Origin of the sequence: Microcoleus sp. FACHB-68 (genome assembly GCF_014695715.1) — a bacterium.
In the GTDB taxonomy this organism is placed as follows: domain Bacteria; phylum Cyanobacteriota; class Cyanobacteriia; order Cyanobacteriales; family Oscillatoriaceae; genus FACHB-68.
In genome coordinates this window covers 727,289-742,535 of the sequence record NZ_JACJOT010000008.1, presented here as the reverse complement: position 1 = coordinate 742,535, position 15,247 = coordinate 727,289, and the positions used below count along the sequence as shown (strand labels likewise).

General features: G+C 49.2%; 13 protein-coding genes. 9 read left to right on the top strand and 4 right to left on the bottom strand.

Translation table 11 applies throughout. The features are described 5' to 3' along the window. Positions 1-279: 279 nt before the first annotated feature. From H6F73_RS12080 to H6F73_RS12060, 5 genes are all read left to right on the top strand, one after another. On the top strand, positions 280-1,893 hold the full coding sequence (locus H6F73_RS12080) for a bifunctional pantoate--beta-alanine ligase/(d)CMP kinase (protein WP_190758989.1): 1,614 nt from the start codon (positions 280-282) through the stop codon (positions 1,891-1,893). 176 nt (positions 1,894-2,069) lie between these two features. Next, positions 2,070-3,017, top strand: coding sequence for a polysaccharide deacetylase family protein (locus H6F73_RS12075; RefSeq protein WP_190758988.1), 948 nt, complete (start codon positions 2,070-2,072; stop codon positions 3,015-3,017). A gap of 151 nt (positions 3,018-3,168) precedes the next feature. Further along, positions 3,169-3,390: a hypothetical protein gene (locus H6F73_RS12070; protein WP_147686750.1), complete on the top strand. Its 222-nt coding sequence runs from the start codon at positions 3,169-3,171 to the stop codon at positions 3,388-3,390. Between the two features lie 262 nt (positions 3,391-3,652). After that, entirely contained in the window at positions 3,653-3,988 is a 336-nt protein-coding gene (locus H6F73_RS12065) for a type II toxin-antitoxin system RelE/ParE family toxin (protein WP_147686747.1), read from the top strand. 149 nt (positions 3,989-4,137) lie between these two features. After that, a complete protein-coding gene (locus H6F73_RS12060) occupies positions 4,138-4,470 on the top strand; it encodes a helix-turn-helix domain-containing protein (protein WP_190758987.1) in 333 nt (110 codons plus the stop codon). Positions 4,471-4,564: 94 nt separating this feature from the next. Here the strand turns inward: H6F73_RS12060 and H6F73_RS12055 are convergent, their stop codons facing one another. The 3 genes from H6F73_RS12055 to H6F73_RS12050 form a co-directional block, all read right to left on the bottom strand. After that, the gene (locus tag H6F73_RS12055; protein ID WP_199330506.1) at positions 4,565-4,939 is read right to left on the bottom strand and encodes a Uma2 family endonuclease; all 375 of its coding nucleotides are present in this window, start codon (positions 4,937-4,939) and stop codon (positions 4,565-4,567) included. A gap of 10 nt (positions 4,940-4,949) precedes the next feature. Continuing rightward, positions 4,950-5,144, bottom strand: a complete 195-nt coding sequence (locus H6F73_RS25965; RefSeq protein ID WP_199330505.1) for a hypothetical protein — start codon at positions 5,142-5,144, stop codon at positions 4,950-4,952. Positions 5,145-5,282: 138 nt separating this feature from the next. Further along, a complete protein-coding gene (locus tag H6F73_RS12050) occupies positions 5,283-9,929 on the bottom strand; it encodes a glutamate synthase-related protein (protein ID WP_190758986.1) in 4,647 nt (1,548 codons plus the stop codon). A 1,187-nt stretch (positions 9,930-11,116) separates the two neighbouring features. On the opposite strand from H6F73_RS12050, the gene H6F73_RS12045 reads away from it, so the two are divergent. The 3 genes from H6F73_RS12045 to H6F73_RS12035 all read left to right on the top strand — a co-directional run bounded on the left by H6F73_RS12045 (position 11,117) and on the right by H6F73_RS12035 (position 14,423). Further along, positions 11,117-13,213, top strand: coding sequence for a phosphodiester glycosidase family protein (locus H6F73_RS12045; protein ID WP_242072423.1), 2,097 nt, complete (start codon positions 11,117-11,119; stop codon positions 13,211-13,213). A gap of 421 nt (positions 13,214-13,634) precedes the next feature. Then, positions 13,635-14,051, top strand: coding sequence for a phosphomannose isomerase type II C-terminal cupin domain (locus H6F73_RS12040; protein ID WP_190758984.1), 417 nt, complete (start codon positions 13,635-13,637; stop codon positions 14,049-14,051). Positions 14,052-14,084: 33 nt separating this feature from the next. Continuing rightward, positions 14,085-14,423 (top strand): iron-sulfur cluster assembly accessory protein, encoded by a 339-nt coding sequence (locus H6F73_RS12035; RefSeq protein WP_190758983.1) that lies wholly within the window; start codon positions 14,085-14,087, stop codon positions 14,421-14,423. A 17-nt stretch (positions 14,424-14,440) separates the two neighbouring features. Here H6F73_RS12035 and H6F73_RS12030 read toward each other — a convergent pair whose 3' ends face one another. Beyond that, complete coding sequence (locus tag H6F73_RS12030; RefSeq protein WP_190758982.1) at positions 14,441-14,674, bottom strand: hypothetical protein; 234 nt, start codon at positions 14,672-14,674, stop codon at positions 14,441-14,443. Here H6F73_RS12030 and rpsL point away from each other — a divergent pair. Next, positions 14,667-15,053: a 30S ribosomal protein S12 gene (gene rpsL, locus H6F73_RS12025; protein ID WP_190758981.1), complete on the top strand. Its 387-nt coding sequence runs from the start codon at positions 14,667-14,669 to the stop codon at positions 15,051-15,053. The genes H6F73_RS12030 and rpsL overlap by 8 nt on opposite strands. Positions 15,054-15,247: the final 194 nt, after the last annotated feature.

Genomic DNA, 15,247 nt, shown 5'->3' with positions numbered 1-15,247 from the left:
AAGGAAAAGTTGAAAATTTTCTTAATTCTTGATGCTCTCCCAATCTCAGCACTCTCCCGCTAGCCAATCAATCGAGATTATTTAATCAACCTCTAGCAAAAGTCTCGAACTGCCAATCTGTATCGAACAACAGCGGTTAAATTATCTGTGTATGCCGGCGCGGCAGGCTGCACTTTCATCTGTGGTTAAAAAAAGACTTTTGCAAGAAGTCTCATGAGTCCCCGCTCTCTGAGAATATACTGACGGTGAAGAGAGTTAAGCAAATACTTGGGGGATTTGGTGCGCCTGTTTACTACGGTCGCTGCATTGCGCTGCTACTTAGGTCTACACCGGCCTGAACAACATCTTGGCCAGGAAGTAGGTTTTGTCCCAACGATGGGGGCGCTGCATCAAGGCCATTTAAGTTTGATCCAGCGGGCCAGACGAGAAAATGAAATCGTTATCGTCAGTATTTTTGTCAATCCGCTGCAATTTGGCCCAACGGAAGATTTCCAACAGTATCCTCGCACTCTAGAACAAGACCGGCAGTTATGCGAAGCAGCCGGTGTTGATGTGCTTTTTGCTCCCACTGTTGAGGAAATCGGAGTGCAAGAGCGAGAGATCGGGATATCGGGGGATTTCGCTCAAAATTCACCGTCTCACTCCCTTACTCAGGTTATTCCCCCAGCATCCATGACCTCGGTCATGTGCGGTCGCTCTCGAATTGGCCATTTTCAGGGAGTTACAACAATCGTCACCAAGCTGTTGAACTTGGTACAGCCGAATCGCGCTTATTTTGGTCAGAAAGACGCTCAGCAGGTCGCTATTATTAAACGGCTGGTGGCAGATTTAAACTTGCCCGTGGAGATTGTGCCCTGTCTCATTGTGCGGGAGACATCCGGACTGGCGATGAGTTCTCGAAATAAGTACCTGACAACAGCGGAAAAAGAACAAGCAACGGTGTTGTATCGCAGTTTACAAAAAGCCGAAAAAGCTTTCATTGCAGGGGAACGCACCGGCACTGTTATGATGGCATCTGTTAAAGCGGAGCTGGCAAACGTGCCAAGCGTCCAGCTGGAATATATTGAACTTGTTGATCCCACTACTTTGATGCCTTTAGAGAAAGTTGAAGAGGTCGGGCTGTTAGCAGTTGCCGCCCGTCTCGGTTCTACCCGCCTAATTGATAACATTTTGCTGCGCGACCGGCAGCCAATTGTAGCCATTGATGGGCCTGCCGGTGCCGGCAAATCCACTGTCGCAAGCCTTGTCGCCCAAGCTTTAGGGCTGCTGTATCTCGATACCGGCGCGATGTATCGTGCTGTCACTTGGTTGGTTTTGCAAGCCGGTGTCCCCCTTAACGATGAACCCGCTGTGGCTGAGTTAGTTGCCAACAGTGAAATTAGTTTTGCCGGTTTGGCAAGCGGAACAGACGCTTCCCAATCTCCAATGCCCAAAGCCCAAATTTTGATTAATGGTCAAGATGTGACTCAAGCTATTCGGAGTTTGGAAGTAACCGCGAACGTTTCAGCCATTTCTGCACAGCCGGCAGTGCGTCAGTTACTCGTCAAACAACAGCAGAATTTTGGCAAGAAGGGTGGCTTAGTCGCAGAAGGGCGCGACATTGGCACTCAAGTTTTCCCGGATGCTGAACTCAAGATTTTTTTAACGGCTTCCGTCCAAGAACGGGCGCGACGCCGGCACCAAGATATTGAACAGCAGGGCGAGAATATCATTAGTTTGCAACAGTTGGAACACGACATCTCTGAACGAGATCGAAAAGACACCAACCGTGCGGTTTCACCCCTTCGCAAAGCAGCCGATGCCATTGAAATTCAAACCGATGGTTTAAGCATTACTGAAGTCGTTGAGCGCATTGTTCGCTGCTATTACAATCAAGTCCAAGCATCTGCCTAAGCAACGACTTTTTAAGTTGGATTGAATGTCAGTGAAAAATGAGCGGAAACTATTGGTCATAAACAATATGGATGTCTGACCTATAGTCTTTCCGCTCTCCCTGCTTCAAAAACAACATTCACTAAAGGCATTAATTTTAACCGGCTTATCGCCAAAATAATTGCGGGAGAAATTACATGGCAAACCTGGCTTCCTTAGTTGGTCAGCAAAAAATATTTTTAATGATAGGGGCAGCTTTTGGCAGTTTTATGCTGGGGGTAATTATGCCGGCATCCCCACCCGCTAATGAAGAACTTAAGCTGCCGGCTCCTCAATTAACTAGGGTTGAGAAGAAAGAAAAGCAGAATCTACTGAATGTAAAGCCGGCAATTGAGCATCGCATTAAGGGCTTTAATACTAAGGCTGCACAAATACAAAAACAATACGAAAAACGCTTCAATTTTTCAGTGCCGGCTCGGTTTCAGGGGACTATCACTTATGAAATAAAACTCAGTGGGAAGGAAAAAGTTGTTGCTCTTACCTTTGATGATGGGCCTTGGCCAGATACATTGCAAATTTTAAATATTCTCAAGCAAAACAAAATTAAAGCAACGTTCTTTTGGATAGGTCGGCATCTGCAAATTCATCCAGAAATTGGCAAAAAAGTTGTTGCTGAAGGTCATGCCATTGGCAACCACACTTGGAACCACCATTATCACGAAGTGGATCGCCCCACTGCGGCAAGGGAAATAGAAGACACCGCGTCACTCATCTACAAAATCACGGGTGTTAAAACCGCAATGTTTCGGCCACCGGGAGGCATTTTAAACAATGGGTTAGCTGCCTACGCCCAAGCCCAAAAGATGGTCGTTGCCATGTGGTCTACGGATACTTTTGAGTCCTATTCTCCCAGTCCACAGGAAATCATTAACACTGTACTCAGTAACGCGCAGTCAGGCGCTGTTGTTTTGATGCACGATGGCGGAGGCGATCACTCAAACACCCTAAAAGCTTTACCTCAAATCATTGCTGAGTTAAAGAAGCGGGGATATAAGTTTGTAACATTGCCTGAACTGCTAGAAATGCAAGATAAGGAACTCGTAGCACAAGCAAAATCTGCCAATTTACCCACCGAGAAGCCGTAAAAATAGGGTTTTGCCGGCAGCCTAGTTAGTTGTCAAGTCTGGAATACCCTACTTCCGTGCCGGGTTAACCGCCCATGCACGGCCTTGCACCTTGCAAACATATTCGTTACATTTATTTACATAATTTAATAAATCTTTAGGAGAAAGGGAAATGACGCTACTAATTGCGCTATTGATCGTGGGTTGGGTTGCTGCAGCAGTTTTGGGAACTCAAGCTTATTTCAGAGGTGAACAATCGAAGCCGATCCACGAGCGTAACTGGAATTCTGACTCTTTTGAGCAGCTAGCTGAGTCTATTACCGCAACAAAAACCGATTATTCTGAGCGAATTCCCGGCTATACAGTCGATGCTTTTGCTTCAACGAATCAATAACCTCAAGTTCTTTATCCTTCTTTCCATTCCCCCTTTTGACAAAGGCACAATTTCAAAGCGAATTAGCTTATTGCCCCCACGCCGGTGGGGGTTTTTGCTTTAGTTTTAGAACTTCTGCTTTAAAACCTATCTCGCTTTTATGTCAAACTTGACATATTTGTATCTAATATGCTAAAACTGACATAAGAAGAAAATGATAGATTCGCAAAGCAAACCCCTTACATATTTATATTTAATATGCTAAAACTGACATAAGAACAAAATGACAGATTCGCAAAGCAAACCCCTTGTCTGGCTTTTTGGCGAAGTGAAAACCCCGCCTTTTTCACAGGAAGCCCGCTTAGAAGCCGGCTTTTTGTTGAGAAAATTACAGGATGGAGAAAACTTGTCCATGCCATTCTCTCGCCCCATGTCTAGTATTGCTGCTCAGTGTCATGAGTTGCGGATTAAAGATGCCGAGAAAGAATGGCGAATCATTTACCTAATTGACAATGATGCAATTGTCATCTTAGAAGTATTTAACAAAACTACTAAACAAACTCCCAGTCAAGTGATCGAGCGATGTAAAAAACGCCTAAAACTTTACGACGAAATTTAGATATAGCGGTTCTCTACCGGATGAGGTACAGTTGGGGCAATACAGGGCAAGGCTTTGAGCCTCTATATTGTACCTCACGGGAGCCGGAAACGCTATAAATTAAGAGGAATATTATGGATGCACAATTTAGATAAATTAAGAGGAATATTATGGATGCACAGAAGCGTAAGCGTTTAGAAGCAGCAGGCTGGAGTGTTGGTGATGCCTCAGATTTTCTTGGACTTTCAAAAGAAGAGACAGCTTTGGTAGAATTAAAACTCGCGTTGAGTAAACGGCTAAAGCAGCAAAGATTGAGCCAGCAACTTTCTCAGACTGTTCTTGCTAAACAAATTGGATCGAGTCAATCGAGAGTAGCAAAAATGGAAGCCGGTGATCCCTCTGTATCGCTCGATCTTCTGGTGAAAGCTTTACTATTTGCCGGCGCTACTGTTTCAAGTATTGGTGAGGAAATATCTCTATCGGCAAGAGTGCGTGAAAGATAATTGGCATGAAGTGAAGGGTAACCTCTCTGGATAGTGCGGGCATTTCTTGGTTATAAACAGCCCTATAAAATAGCACTTCTGAAATAGGGATTTTCTAAGCGTTCAAAACCCGATCAACCGGCAGCATCAACTCTGGAAAAACTTGAGAAATAATAGCCTGACTTCCTTTGTATTCCATTGCCTGATAGCTGTCCCCCACTAACAGAAAAACTGAAATCTTAGATTGACGCAAATCTACAATCCAATACTTAGGAATTTTGACTCTGGCATATTCAAACTCTTTAGCCGTGTAATCGGTTTTCTTTGAACCTGGACTCACACTTTCAAAAACCAGTAAAGGCGGCGTCTTTAAAACAGCCGATTTTGTTTTTTCCGCTTTCAATTCAGCCCATTGTGCGGAATTCATCACGCAGACATCGGGTGTGCGAGAGCGATCTTTTCCCGTATTCAGATCTGTGCGTGTATACACTCCTAACTATTCAAGGATATCCTTCCCTGCCAATTTCTGTCCTAAAAACATCAGTTAACAAATCTATAACATCAGATTGATCAGGCGTTGGCAGGAGAACCATTACTAATTCCCCATCCACAAGTTCATAACGATTATCTATACCGGCATCATCGCTAAGATACCCTTCAAAAGTCAGCTTAACCGGCCATTTAACCTGAATCAATCGCTCCTTAATTAAAGATTCCTCAAGCCATCAGGTTCTCTTGTTCCAAAGTGTTGCCATACAACCAAAAAAAAGAGGCGATTTTTGTCGCCCCTTCTTCATTCTTTTGTTCCATTCTCTACTGAATGGATAACCAAACTATGCTTTTACTGGAACCTTTTCAGTCGGGGCTTCAGCACTTGCTTCAGGACTGTCAGCCTCAGAAGGCGGCACAACCTGATAGAACTTCGGCAGGTACTCAGACCAATTTTCCAAGATCGTCTTCGCCTTTTGGCTGCCAGTGCGATCTGCGTGCAGCTCAATCAACTCCTTAAGCTGCTGCTCACCGGCAGCCGTGCAGATCCGCTGAATCTTAACAATTTCGTAATTGACTTTTTGCGGGAAACTACCATCTTCATCTAAGAAGTAGCCCATCCCACCCGTCATGCCGGCACCCACATTGCGGCCAACCCTGCCGAGGACAACGATTGCACCGCCGGTCATGTATTCAGCGCAGTGATCACCGGCACCCTCAATCACAGCCTTCGCCATTGAGTTCCGCACCGCAAACCGCTCACCGGCTTGGCCATTGGCAAACAAAAAGCCGCCGGTTGCACCATATAAGCAAGTATTGCCAATAATCACATTTTGTGCTGGATCATAGGTAGCCTCAGCCGGCGGCTTAATAATAATCTCGCCCCCGTGCAACCCTTTACCCACATAATCATTCGCTTCACCCTCTAGGATCAGCGTCATGCCCGGAAGGTTGAACGCCCCAAAACTTTGGCCGGCACTTCCGGTGAAATTGAGTGTAATTTGACCCTCAAAGCCGGTGTTGCCGTACTTTTGAGCAATCGCACCCGACAGCCGTGCCCCTACGGTTCGGTCTGTATTCACCAGTCGGTAAGTTTTCGTCACGCTGCCCTGACTTTGGATCGCCCCTTGAATTTCCGAGTCAGCTAACAACTCATCATCCAAAACCGGCCCGTTGCTGTGAACCGGCTCATGGTGCAACCAATCGCGATTTTCTCGGCTATCCGGTAACTTGAGCAGACAATCTAAATTCAGAGACTTGGTTTTCGTCAGTTGCACGCCTTCCTTTACCTTCAGCAGATCCGCACGCCCGATAATCTCATTGAGAGATCGGTAGCCTAACCGCGCCAGCAAAGAACGCACTTCCTCTGCCACAAAGTAAAAGAAATTAACAACGTGTTCGGGGATGCCGGTGAAGCGCTGGCGCAGCTTTTCTTGCTGAGTCGCCACCCCAACCGGGCAGGTATTGGTATGGCAGATCCGGGCCATAATGCAGCCTTCCGCAATCATGGCAATCGAACCAAAACCATACTCTTCGCCACCCATCAAAGCGCCCATCAGCACATCCCAGCCGGTTTTGAAGCCGCCATCAACCCGCAGGAGAACGCGATCCCGCAACTGGTTGTCCATCAGCACCCGATGCACTTCCGTCAGTCCCAATTCCCAAGGCGAACCGGCGTGCTTAATCGAACTCAGGGGAGACGCGCCGGTGCCGCCATCGTGGCCAGAAATTTGGATAATATCCGCATTTGCCTTCGCCACACCGGCAGCCACCGTCCCGATGCCAATTTCCGCCACCAACTTCACCGAAACCCCAGCCTTGGGATTAATCTGGTGCAGGTCAAAAATCAACTGGGATAAATCCTCAATCGAATAAATATCATGGTGAGGCGGCGGCGAAATTAGCGTCACTCCCGGCTTTGACCGGCGCAACATGGCAATATAGGGGCTAACCTTCTTCCCAGGCAATTGGCCACCTTCACCGGGTTTCGCACCCTGAGCCATCTTAATTTCAATCTGCTTGGCATTCATCAAATACTCAGGCGTCACCCCAAACCGGCCCGATGCTACCTGTTTGATTGCAGACGATGCCGTATCGCCATTCCGCAAGCCTTTGAGGTGCGGCATCAACGGAGAATGCCCTGTTTCATCCACATCATCAAGCACCTTAAACCGCACCGGATCTTCCCCACCTTCACCGGAGTTAGATTTACCGCTGATGCGATTCATGGCAATGGCCAGCACCTCATGAGCCTCCGGGGACAGCGCCCCCAAGGACATCCCGCCGGTGCAGAAGCGCGTCATAATGTTTTCCACCGGCTCAACTTCCTCAATCGGAATTGAGGGGCGATCAGCATTGAAATCCAGCAAATCCCGCAAGGCAGTTACCGGGCGTCCTTGCAGAGATTTTTGATACAGCTCATAGTGGTCGTGCGCCTTATTTTCCACCGCCTTGTGCAGCGCCTTGGCCATTTCCGGGCTGTTCATGTGATACTCGCCACCGGGCCGGTATTGAACAAAGCCATAGTTTTCTAGCTTCTTGATATTCAGTTCTGGGAAAGCCTTGCTGTGGAATGCCAAGACTTCCTGAGCCAGTTCGCTGACAGACAGCCCTCCGATGCGGGATGTAGTGCCGGTGAAGCCCAACCCAATTAAATCTGACCCAATTCCGATCGCTTCAAAAATTTGCGCCCCTTGGTAGCTGGAAAGCAGGGAAATGCCCATTTTCGAGAGAATTTTCAGCAAGCCACCTTCTATTGCCTTGCGATAGTTCTCCTGAGCTTTGTCCACGCTCACCGAAGCAATCTTGCCCCGTTCCATCAGATTTTGAGTTCTGGGATTGAACACCCACTGCCGCACACTTTCCCAGGCTAAGTAGGGGCACACAGAACTCGCGCCATAGCCAATTAGGCAGGCAAAGTGGTGGGTACTCCAGCATTGCGCGGTATCGACAATTAAAGAGGTTTTCATCCGCAACCCTTGACGAATCAAGTGGTGGTGGACGGCACCCACGGCTAACAGAGGGGGAATGTAGCTCAGCTCATCTGTAATTTTTTGGGCGCGATCACTGAGAATTAGAATCTTTTTCCCAGCACGTACCGCTTCTGCCGCTTCTTCCCGCAGCCGGCTGACGGCTTCAGCGAGTCCTTGAGGGCCGGCAGCAATCTCAAATAAAGTGGATAAGGTTGCTGATTCCAAACCCGATGTGCGAATTGACTCTAATTCTGCCTCATTGATCACCGGCGTGGAAATCTTGAGCCGGTTGGCATATTCTGGCTTGGCTTCCAGGATATTTCCCCGCTCACCGAGCTGCATACTTAAAGACATCACCATCCCTTCCCGCAGAGGGTCAATGGGAGGGTTGGTAACTTGAGCGAAGCGCTGTTTGAAGTAGTCGTAGAGCAAGTGAGGGCGTTCTGAGAGTACAGCTAAGGGAATGTCATCTCCCATGCAGAACGTGGGTTCCTTGCCACTGACCGCCATTTCTTCGATCACCATCTCTACGTCTTCAGCGGTGTAGCCAAAGGCGGTTTGATAGCGCAGCACGTCACCGATTTCCATTTGGGCGGCTTCGGGGAACGGTTGCAGTGATAATTCGCGCCGGTGTTGCCGCAGCCACTGTCCATAAGGCTGGGTTTTGGCAATGCGCTGTTTAATCTCCCAGTTTTTGATAATTTCCCCGGCTTCGAGGTCAACGGCAATCATTTGCCCAGGACCCAATCGGCCTTTTTCCACAATGTCTGCTTCGGGCAACTCCACCACACCGGCTTCTGATGCCACAATCACCATACCGTCGCGAGTGAGGGCGTAACGAGCCGGTCTGAGTCCATTGCGATCAAGGGTGGCTCCCACCAGCTTGCCATCACTGAATACCAATAAGGCAGGGCCATCCCACGGCTCTTGCAGGCCGCTGTAATATTCGTAGAAATCTACAATTTCTGGATACTCATCCAAAGCCGGCTGATTTTTGTACGCTTCTGGCACCATGATCATCAGCGCTTCTTGAGGACTGCGTCCTGAGCGCACTAACAGTTCCATCACGTTATCCAGCGTGGCGGAGTCGCTGTTATCTGGCTTCACCAACGGTTTGAGATCCTCAATCCGACCGTCCCAAAACGGATGGGACAAGCTGCCTTCCCGCGCCATCATCCAGTTAATGTTGCCCAGCAGCGTGTTAATTTCGCCGTTGTGGCCTAACAGACGCATCGGCTGTGCTAGGGGCCAACGGGGCATCGTATTGGTGCTGAAGCGCCGGTGATAGACCGCAAAAACGCTCTTGTAGGCTGGGTTTTGTAAATCGAGATAAAATTCTCCCAGCACGGCTGAGCGCACCATGCCTTTATAAACAATGGTGCGGCAAGAGAAGGAGCACACATAAAAATCGTCTCCCCATTTGCCGGTTTCCATGCTGTGCAGGGTTTTGCCAAATGAGCGGCGGGCAAGATAGAGCCGGCGTTCGAGTTCATCTCCGCGCCACTGCTTAGACTGAACAATCACTTGTTCGATTTGCGGTTGGTTTTCCCGCGCTTGCATCCCCAGGATCTCTGGGCGCACCGGCACTGTGCGCCAGCCGAGCAGCGTCAGTCCTTCTTCAACTAAAACTTTTTCGACAACTTCGCGGCAAGCTTTTGCCTGGGCTGCATCTTGGGGCAGAAAAACCATCCCCACTGCGGTTTCTGCGCCCGGATCGCGTTGAATATCCCCCTCGCTCATCCACCCATCAAGCAGTTCCCAGGGGATTGCTGTCATCACACCCGCCCCATCCCCTGAATCTTGATCGGCGCTACAGGCTCCCCGGTGTTCCAAACAGGTGAGCGCGGACAAGGCGTTGGCCACAATTTCATGGCTCGCTTGCCCTTTTAAGTTGGCAATGAAGCCGACACCACAGGCATCTCGTTCCTCTACTAGCCAGCGCTGCCCGAAAAGGCTTTTATCTTCGTCTTGATTTCCCTGATTTTGTGTGCCGTTGTGATTCACGCTCGAATTGTTCATGGGATGGATCATTCTTTTCCTTGTCTGATATTCGTAGATGGGTTTTACGGATTAATTTTGCGGGGCGTGCCGCCCTAGTGCCGGTTATAAAGGAGGGGAATTCCTTTATTTGCCAGAAAGTTAGTAAGTAAAAATTCTTATGGCTTGGCAAGTATCCTAGTCTTTGATCGTTAAAGAGGCGCTAAGGATCATCTCTACTGACATGGCTCGCCGTATAATCGCTAACGACATAGCTTCATCCCTTTCGATTTAAACCTTACCTTGCCATCCCCTCTCAATTGATAGATGGCTCTTTTCTGCCTCGATCTTAAGTCTCAGCCTTACAAAACTTTCCCTTAAAAACTAGAATTAGGCGGGCAGCGGTTAAACTCGAAACATCGCATAACGATCGCCAATCGATCGAGGTATCCGGTTTGCTTGGAGTTTGACCGACAGATCAAGAAACGCGCTCCTGGCTCTGATTCCCCAAAACGGTATCCTAGCAGGACGGCAGAAAAATCTTACAGAAAATCCTGTATTCTAGCAATCCCTATATCTACCACTTTGCCGTCTTGCCAGACGTAGCGCATCGGTGATTATGCTTTAGCCACCGAAGAGGCTCATATCTAGGATAAACAAAAAAACCAACCTGGGTTCCACCATATCTGGCAAGCTTTAAGCAAGTTTTTGCAATTTTATCCTGTTTTAGCACAAAGGCTGAATCCTTGCCGGCACTAGAATTAGCTAGGCTGTTCCTTGGCGAATCGCGCTGGAAGAAATGCAGCTAGCCATTGGCGACAAGTCATGGTTTCTTGATAGGGGTGACTTTCAAAAGTGCTGAGTTTAGCGAGGAGGAAGCCAAGTTTTAGCGTTCCTACCAGAAAACCGCGCTCAGCAATGACTTTATATTTTTAGATCCGGCTGAATTTGATGTGCCGGTGTAAGCACTTCTTCTGGGCGAAGCAAGTCTATCTGGCCCTTATATTTTCTTGTCAGGGTTTCTCTTGTTACGCCTGCTCAGCCTGCTTGTCAATGTTTACGTTTAAGGGGCGGCAATTGGTTGTAACTCATCCCATTTTAGCGTTTAGTTATGCGAATTTTGAATTGTGAAATCCTTGCCAGTCGGTCGTTTGAGAACTTCATTAGAATCCGGCCTTTAAGAAAGATGCGCCTTTCCATAAATGTCCTCTCGTTTCATGATTGAGCTTATGCCTGCTTTTTTGAAACTTATTGCCTTCACTCCCCTTGTTGTTTTTACGGCTCTGTGCTTCACAACTACTCACCCAGGCAGCGCTCAAGCTCAAGCCATCAACCAGGAAGTTTGGGAAGGCTTGGACTCTGACGTGCAGCAGGTGCCTTCTCTGACATCCGTTCAAGCGTTCGCTACGCAACCCATGCTGCGGCAAGGCACTCAAATTTCCTTAAACGGTCGAACTTGGCCGGCAGCTTGGAGTCAGTGGCAGCAGGCGGCTGAGGGTGCCATTCGCACCGGCATCAGTGATGCGGGAGTTACCCAACTGTTAGGGGTGGAGCTGTTAAGCACCGGCGATCTGACACAGCAGCCGGTGCGGTGGTTCTCTCAACTCGCACCTTTGACTCCTCAACTTGCCGGTTCATACCGCTATTTGGACATGAGCGATTTCGCCCAAGCAGCCGGCTGGCAGATGCAGGTGATTGGAAACACGCTCTCGATTTCTTCTCCGGCGGCAACAGTCCAGGCAATTGAAGCGACGATGCAAAATTGGGGGGAAAAAGAAGCAGTTGTCAGCCTGCCGCGCAGCATTGTGATTGAGCTAGATCGCCCGACCCCCTGGCAAGCGAATTTTTCCGCCACCTTAACACCGCCAGAACCGGCTCCAGTTAAACCGCCCAACACTCCGAAACCACAAACACCGCCGGCTGAAGGTGCCGGCAACAACCGCCAGCAAGAAGCCGCCGATGATACATCCAAGCCGCAGGGGGAAACGCCTGAAGTGCAAAAACCGAAACCCCCCAAGCTGGATGAATGGGTGATTACTGTAGATGGCCAAATCGATCCGGCTCTGGTGCAGCGCTTAAACGCCCTGGAACCGGGGGAGATTGCCTATCCGGGCTACCAACTGCCAGACGCCAAAGACAAGCCGGTGATCCCGCCAAAAGCCCGCCGGTTGAAAGTTGAAACGGCTGCGAATCAAACAACTGTGCGGCTGCTAGTTCCTCCGGGTTGGCGTCCTCTGGTTGTCACCTCACCCAACACGAATCGCTTACAGATTGACATTCAACCGGACTCTCTGGTGGAAAAAGATATTCTTTGGGCACCAGGGGTGCGCTGGCATCAGCAGTACCTGACGTTGGGTCAAGATCGCTTTCCGGTGGTTTGGCTGGAAATCGATCTCCGCCAATCGGGATTGAGTCTGAAACCGATTTGGAGCGAACCGGCCACTCAAGTGGGTACTGCCCCCCTAATCGCCACGGCAAATCGCTGGCAAGCTTCAGCGGCGATTAATGGGGGCTTTTTCAACCGCAATAATACGATGCCCTTGGGTGCGCTCCGCCGGGATAATCAATGGTTATCCAGTCCAATTCTTAACCGGGGGGCGATGGCGTGGAATGATAGCGGCAGCGTTAAAATGGGCCGGCTGGCGCTGAAGGAAACGTTAATCGCCGCTGCGGGAGTAAGCCTGCCGGTGCTTTATCTCAACAGCGCTTTTGTCCAACAAGGGATTTCCCGCTACTCACCTGAATGGGGATTGACTTACACTGCCCTAAGTGACGGGGAAACGATTGTTACGGTCGAGAATAACCGGGTTACAGGCCAGCAGCCGGCTGGGGAAGTGGGCAAAACTGCTTTTCCCATCCCCCGCAATGGTTATTTGCTGGTGCTTCGGAAGGCGGCAACTGACGCCCTCGCCACCGGCACCTCTGTGGCTATCGAAAGCGTCACCGCGCCGGCTGACTTTAGCGATTATCCCCACATCATCGGCGCTGGCCCACTTTTAATGCAAAATGGCCAAATTGTTCTGGATGCTAAGGCGGAAGGTTTCAGTGATGCCTTTATTCAACAAACTGCGTCTCGAAGTGCGATTGGCACGACTGCGACGGGCACACTACTAATAGCGGCGGTTCACAACCGCGCTGGGGGTGCCGGTTCTACTTTGGCCGAGTTGGCTCAACTGATGCGGCAGCTAGGGGCTGTTGAAGCCCTGAATCTCGATGGTGGCAGTTCTACAGGTCTTTATCTAGGAGGTCAACTCCTCGACCGGCCTGCGCGTACGGCTGCACGGGTTCACAATGGTTTGGGTGTCTTCCTTGATCGCCCTCGCTGATCAGTTTCTAGCTTGCTAAATTAGGGGATTGGGAGATTTTTATGGATCTGGCTGTCTGCTTTACTGCGGTTAAAGCTTATTTAAAGCATCGGTTGCCGACGTAAAGACTTGATGTAGATTGGCTGAATTTGCCGGTTTGTGGTGTCAGCCCCCAAGCTGAAATTGCTATGGTTGATTTCAGCCCCCCTAATTGGCATATTCTCAGATTGAGGCAGATGAGTTCTGTTCAGGGATTTTGAGTTTTGCTAACCATTTTTTGAGGGTCTGCCTCACAGATGTTGCGGTATTGAGAAAAACTCTAGCCTGGGGATTTTTCGGCCAAGTAGAAGTTATGGAGTGCTTCAAAATTCAGCGCTTCGCCCCCAACTGTCCTTTCACTCAGTTAGCCTAATTCGGAAGCAGCTCTTAAGGAGAGAAAATCATGGTTCAAGTTAAAGAAATGTCTCAAGTTTCTACGCTGTCAGCAGTTGCCGCTACGAATGCAGTTGCCGCTACGGAATTGCGCCCTTGGGGATCGTTTACTGTTCTGGAAGAAGGGCGGGGATATAAAATTAAGCGCATTGAAGTCAAGCCCGGTCACCGCCTAAGCCTGCAAATGCACCATCACCGGAGTGAGCATTGGATTGTGGTTTGCGGGACGGCGAAGGTGACTTGCGGGGATGAAGATCAACTTATTTTTACGAATCAATCGACTTATGTGCCGCAGTGTACGTCGCACCGGCTGGAAAATCCTGGTGTGATTCCGTTGGTTTTGATTGAGGTACAAAATGGGGAGTACTTGGGAGAGGATGATATTGTCCGCTACCAAGATGATTATGCACGGGCCGGCGCGAAGTAATATAAGCTCAGAAGTCGGGTTCGGAATTTCTGCATGATTCATCTGAGCAAAGCTGCTGTCCGCGAAGTCAATCGTCTAAAGTCTAAACAGCCAAACTCTCAGGTGTTCTTTCGCCTGGGAGTTCAACCTGGTGGGTGTGCCGGCCTGTCTTATACGATGGAGTTTGACAAAAATGCCGGCGAGGGCGATCACGTCTATGCCTGTGAGGGAATTCAAGTGCTGGTTAATGCTGAGAGCTTGAATTACCTCAACGGGGTCACTTTAGATTATTCCGAGGATCTCATGGGTGGGGGGTTTCGCTTCCACAACCCCAATGCGCTACAAGGCTGTAGTTGTGGCCACTCTTTCTCTGTGCCGGCTTCTACTAGCTAAAGACGCCGGCAGTTTTCTTAATTTTTATTTTCAAACATTTTTCTTTCCCTCACCCCTTCTCCCACTCTCCTACTGAGCACTGTTTTCGCCGGTTCCGCTTCCTGGCAACCCCTGACGTGGGGGCGTTTTTCTCTAAAACTCATAAATTTATCCAGCGCTTTAATTGACATAAAACGCTTAAAATCGATATAATCAGCTTTTGTTAAAACTTGGAACAGCAATAGAGCTGCACACGCCTTACTCATGCCCACTATTCAGCAACTCATTCGTGACGAACGCCAGAAAGCCAACAAGAAAACTAAATCCCCGGCTTTGAAGAGTTGCCCTCAGCGTCGTGGCGTTTGCACAAGAGTTTACACCACTACCCCGAAAAAACCCAACTCAGCGCTGCGTAAGGTGGCGCGGGTTCGCCTCACTTCTGGATTTGAAGTGACCGCTTATATTCCAGGTATTGGCCACAACCTGCAAGAGCACTCTGTCGTGATGATTAGAGGGGGACGGGTAAAAGATTTACCCGGTGTGAGATATCACATTATCCGTGGAACTTTAGATACCGCTGGAGTCAAAGATCGTCGGCAAGGTCGCTCTAAGTATGGCGCTAAGCGTCCTAAAGCAGCAGCCAGCAAATAGAGCAGAGGCTGCATCCCGCTAACAATTAAGTGGGAACATCCTCTCAAACCGACTAAAAAGACCGACGATAATTTGCTAAGCCATTGGTGGCCGAACTTTGGCTCGCGCTTAAAGCCTGCCGACCGAGGCAAGCGCTTTGAAGCACTCATCAATTTAGACCCTCCCGTGGGGCACGCGGGAAGTCAATGCTCAAG

Coding starts and splice junctions, on each gene's coding strand:
- H6F73_RS12050 (WP_190758986.1), bottom strand. CDS start 9,929: ATGAACAATTCGAGCGTGAATCACAACGGCACACAAAATCAGGGAAAT.
- H6F73_RS12065 (WP_147686747.1), top strand. CDS start 3,653: ATGACAGATTCGCAAAGCAAACCCCTTGTCTGGCTTTTTGGCGAAGTG.
- H6F73_RS12060 (WP_190758987.1), top strand. CDS start 4,138: ATGGATGCACAGAAGCGTAAGCGTTTAGAAGCAGCAGGCTGGAGTGTT.
- rpsL (WP_190758981.1), top strand. CDS start 14,667: ATGCCCACTATTCAGCAACTCATTCGTGACGAACGCCAGAAAGCCAAC.
- H6F73_RS12075 (WP_190758988.1), top strand. CDS start 2,070: ATGGCAAACCTGGCTTCCTTAGTTGGTCAGCAAAAAATATTTTTAATG.
- H6F73_RS12045 (WP_242072423.1), top strand. CDS start 11,117: ATGCCTGCTTTTTTGAAACTTATTGCCTTCACTCCCCTTGTTGTTTTT.
- H6F73_RS12040 (WP_190758984.1), top strand. CDS start 13,635: ATGGTTCAAGTTAAAGAAATGTCTCAAGTTTCTACGCTGTCAGCAGTT.
- H6F73_RS12070 (WP_147686750.1), top strand. CDS start 3,169: ATGACGCTACTAATTGCGCTATTGATCGTGGGTTGGGTTGCTGCAGCA.
- H6F73_RS12035 (WP_190758983.1), top strand. CDS start 14,085: ATGATTCATCTGAGCAAAGCTGCTGTCCGCGAAGTCAATCGTCTAAAG.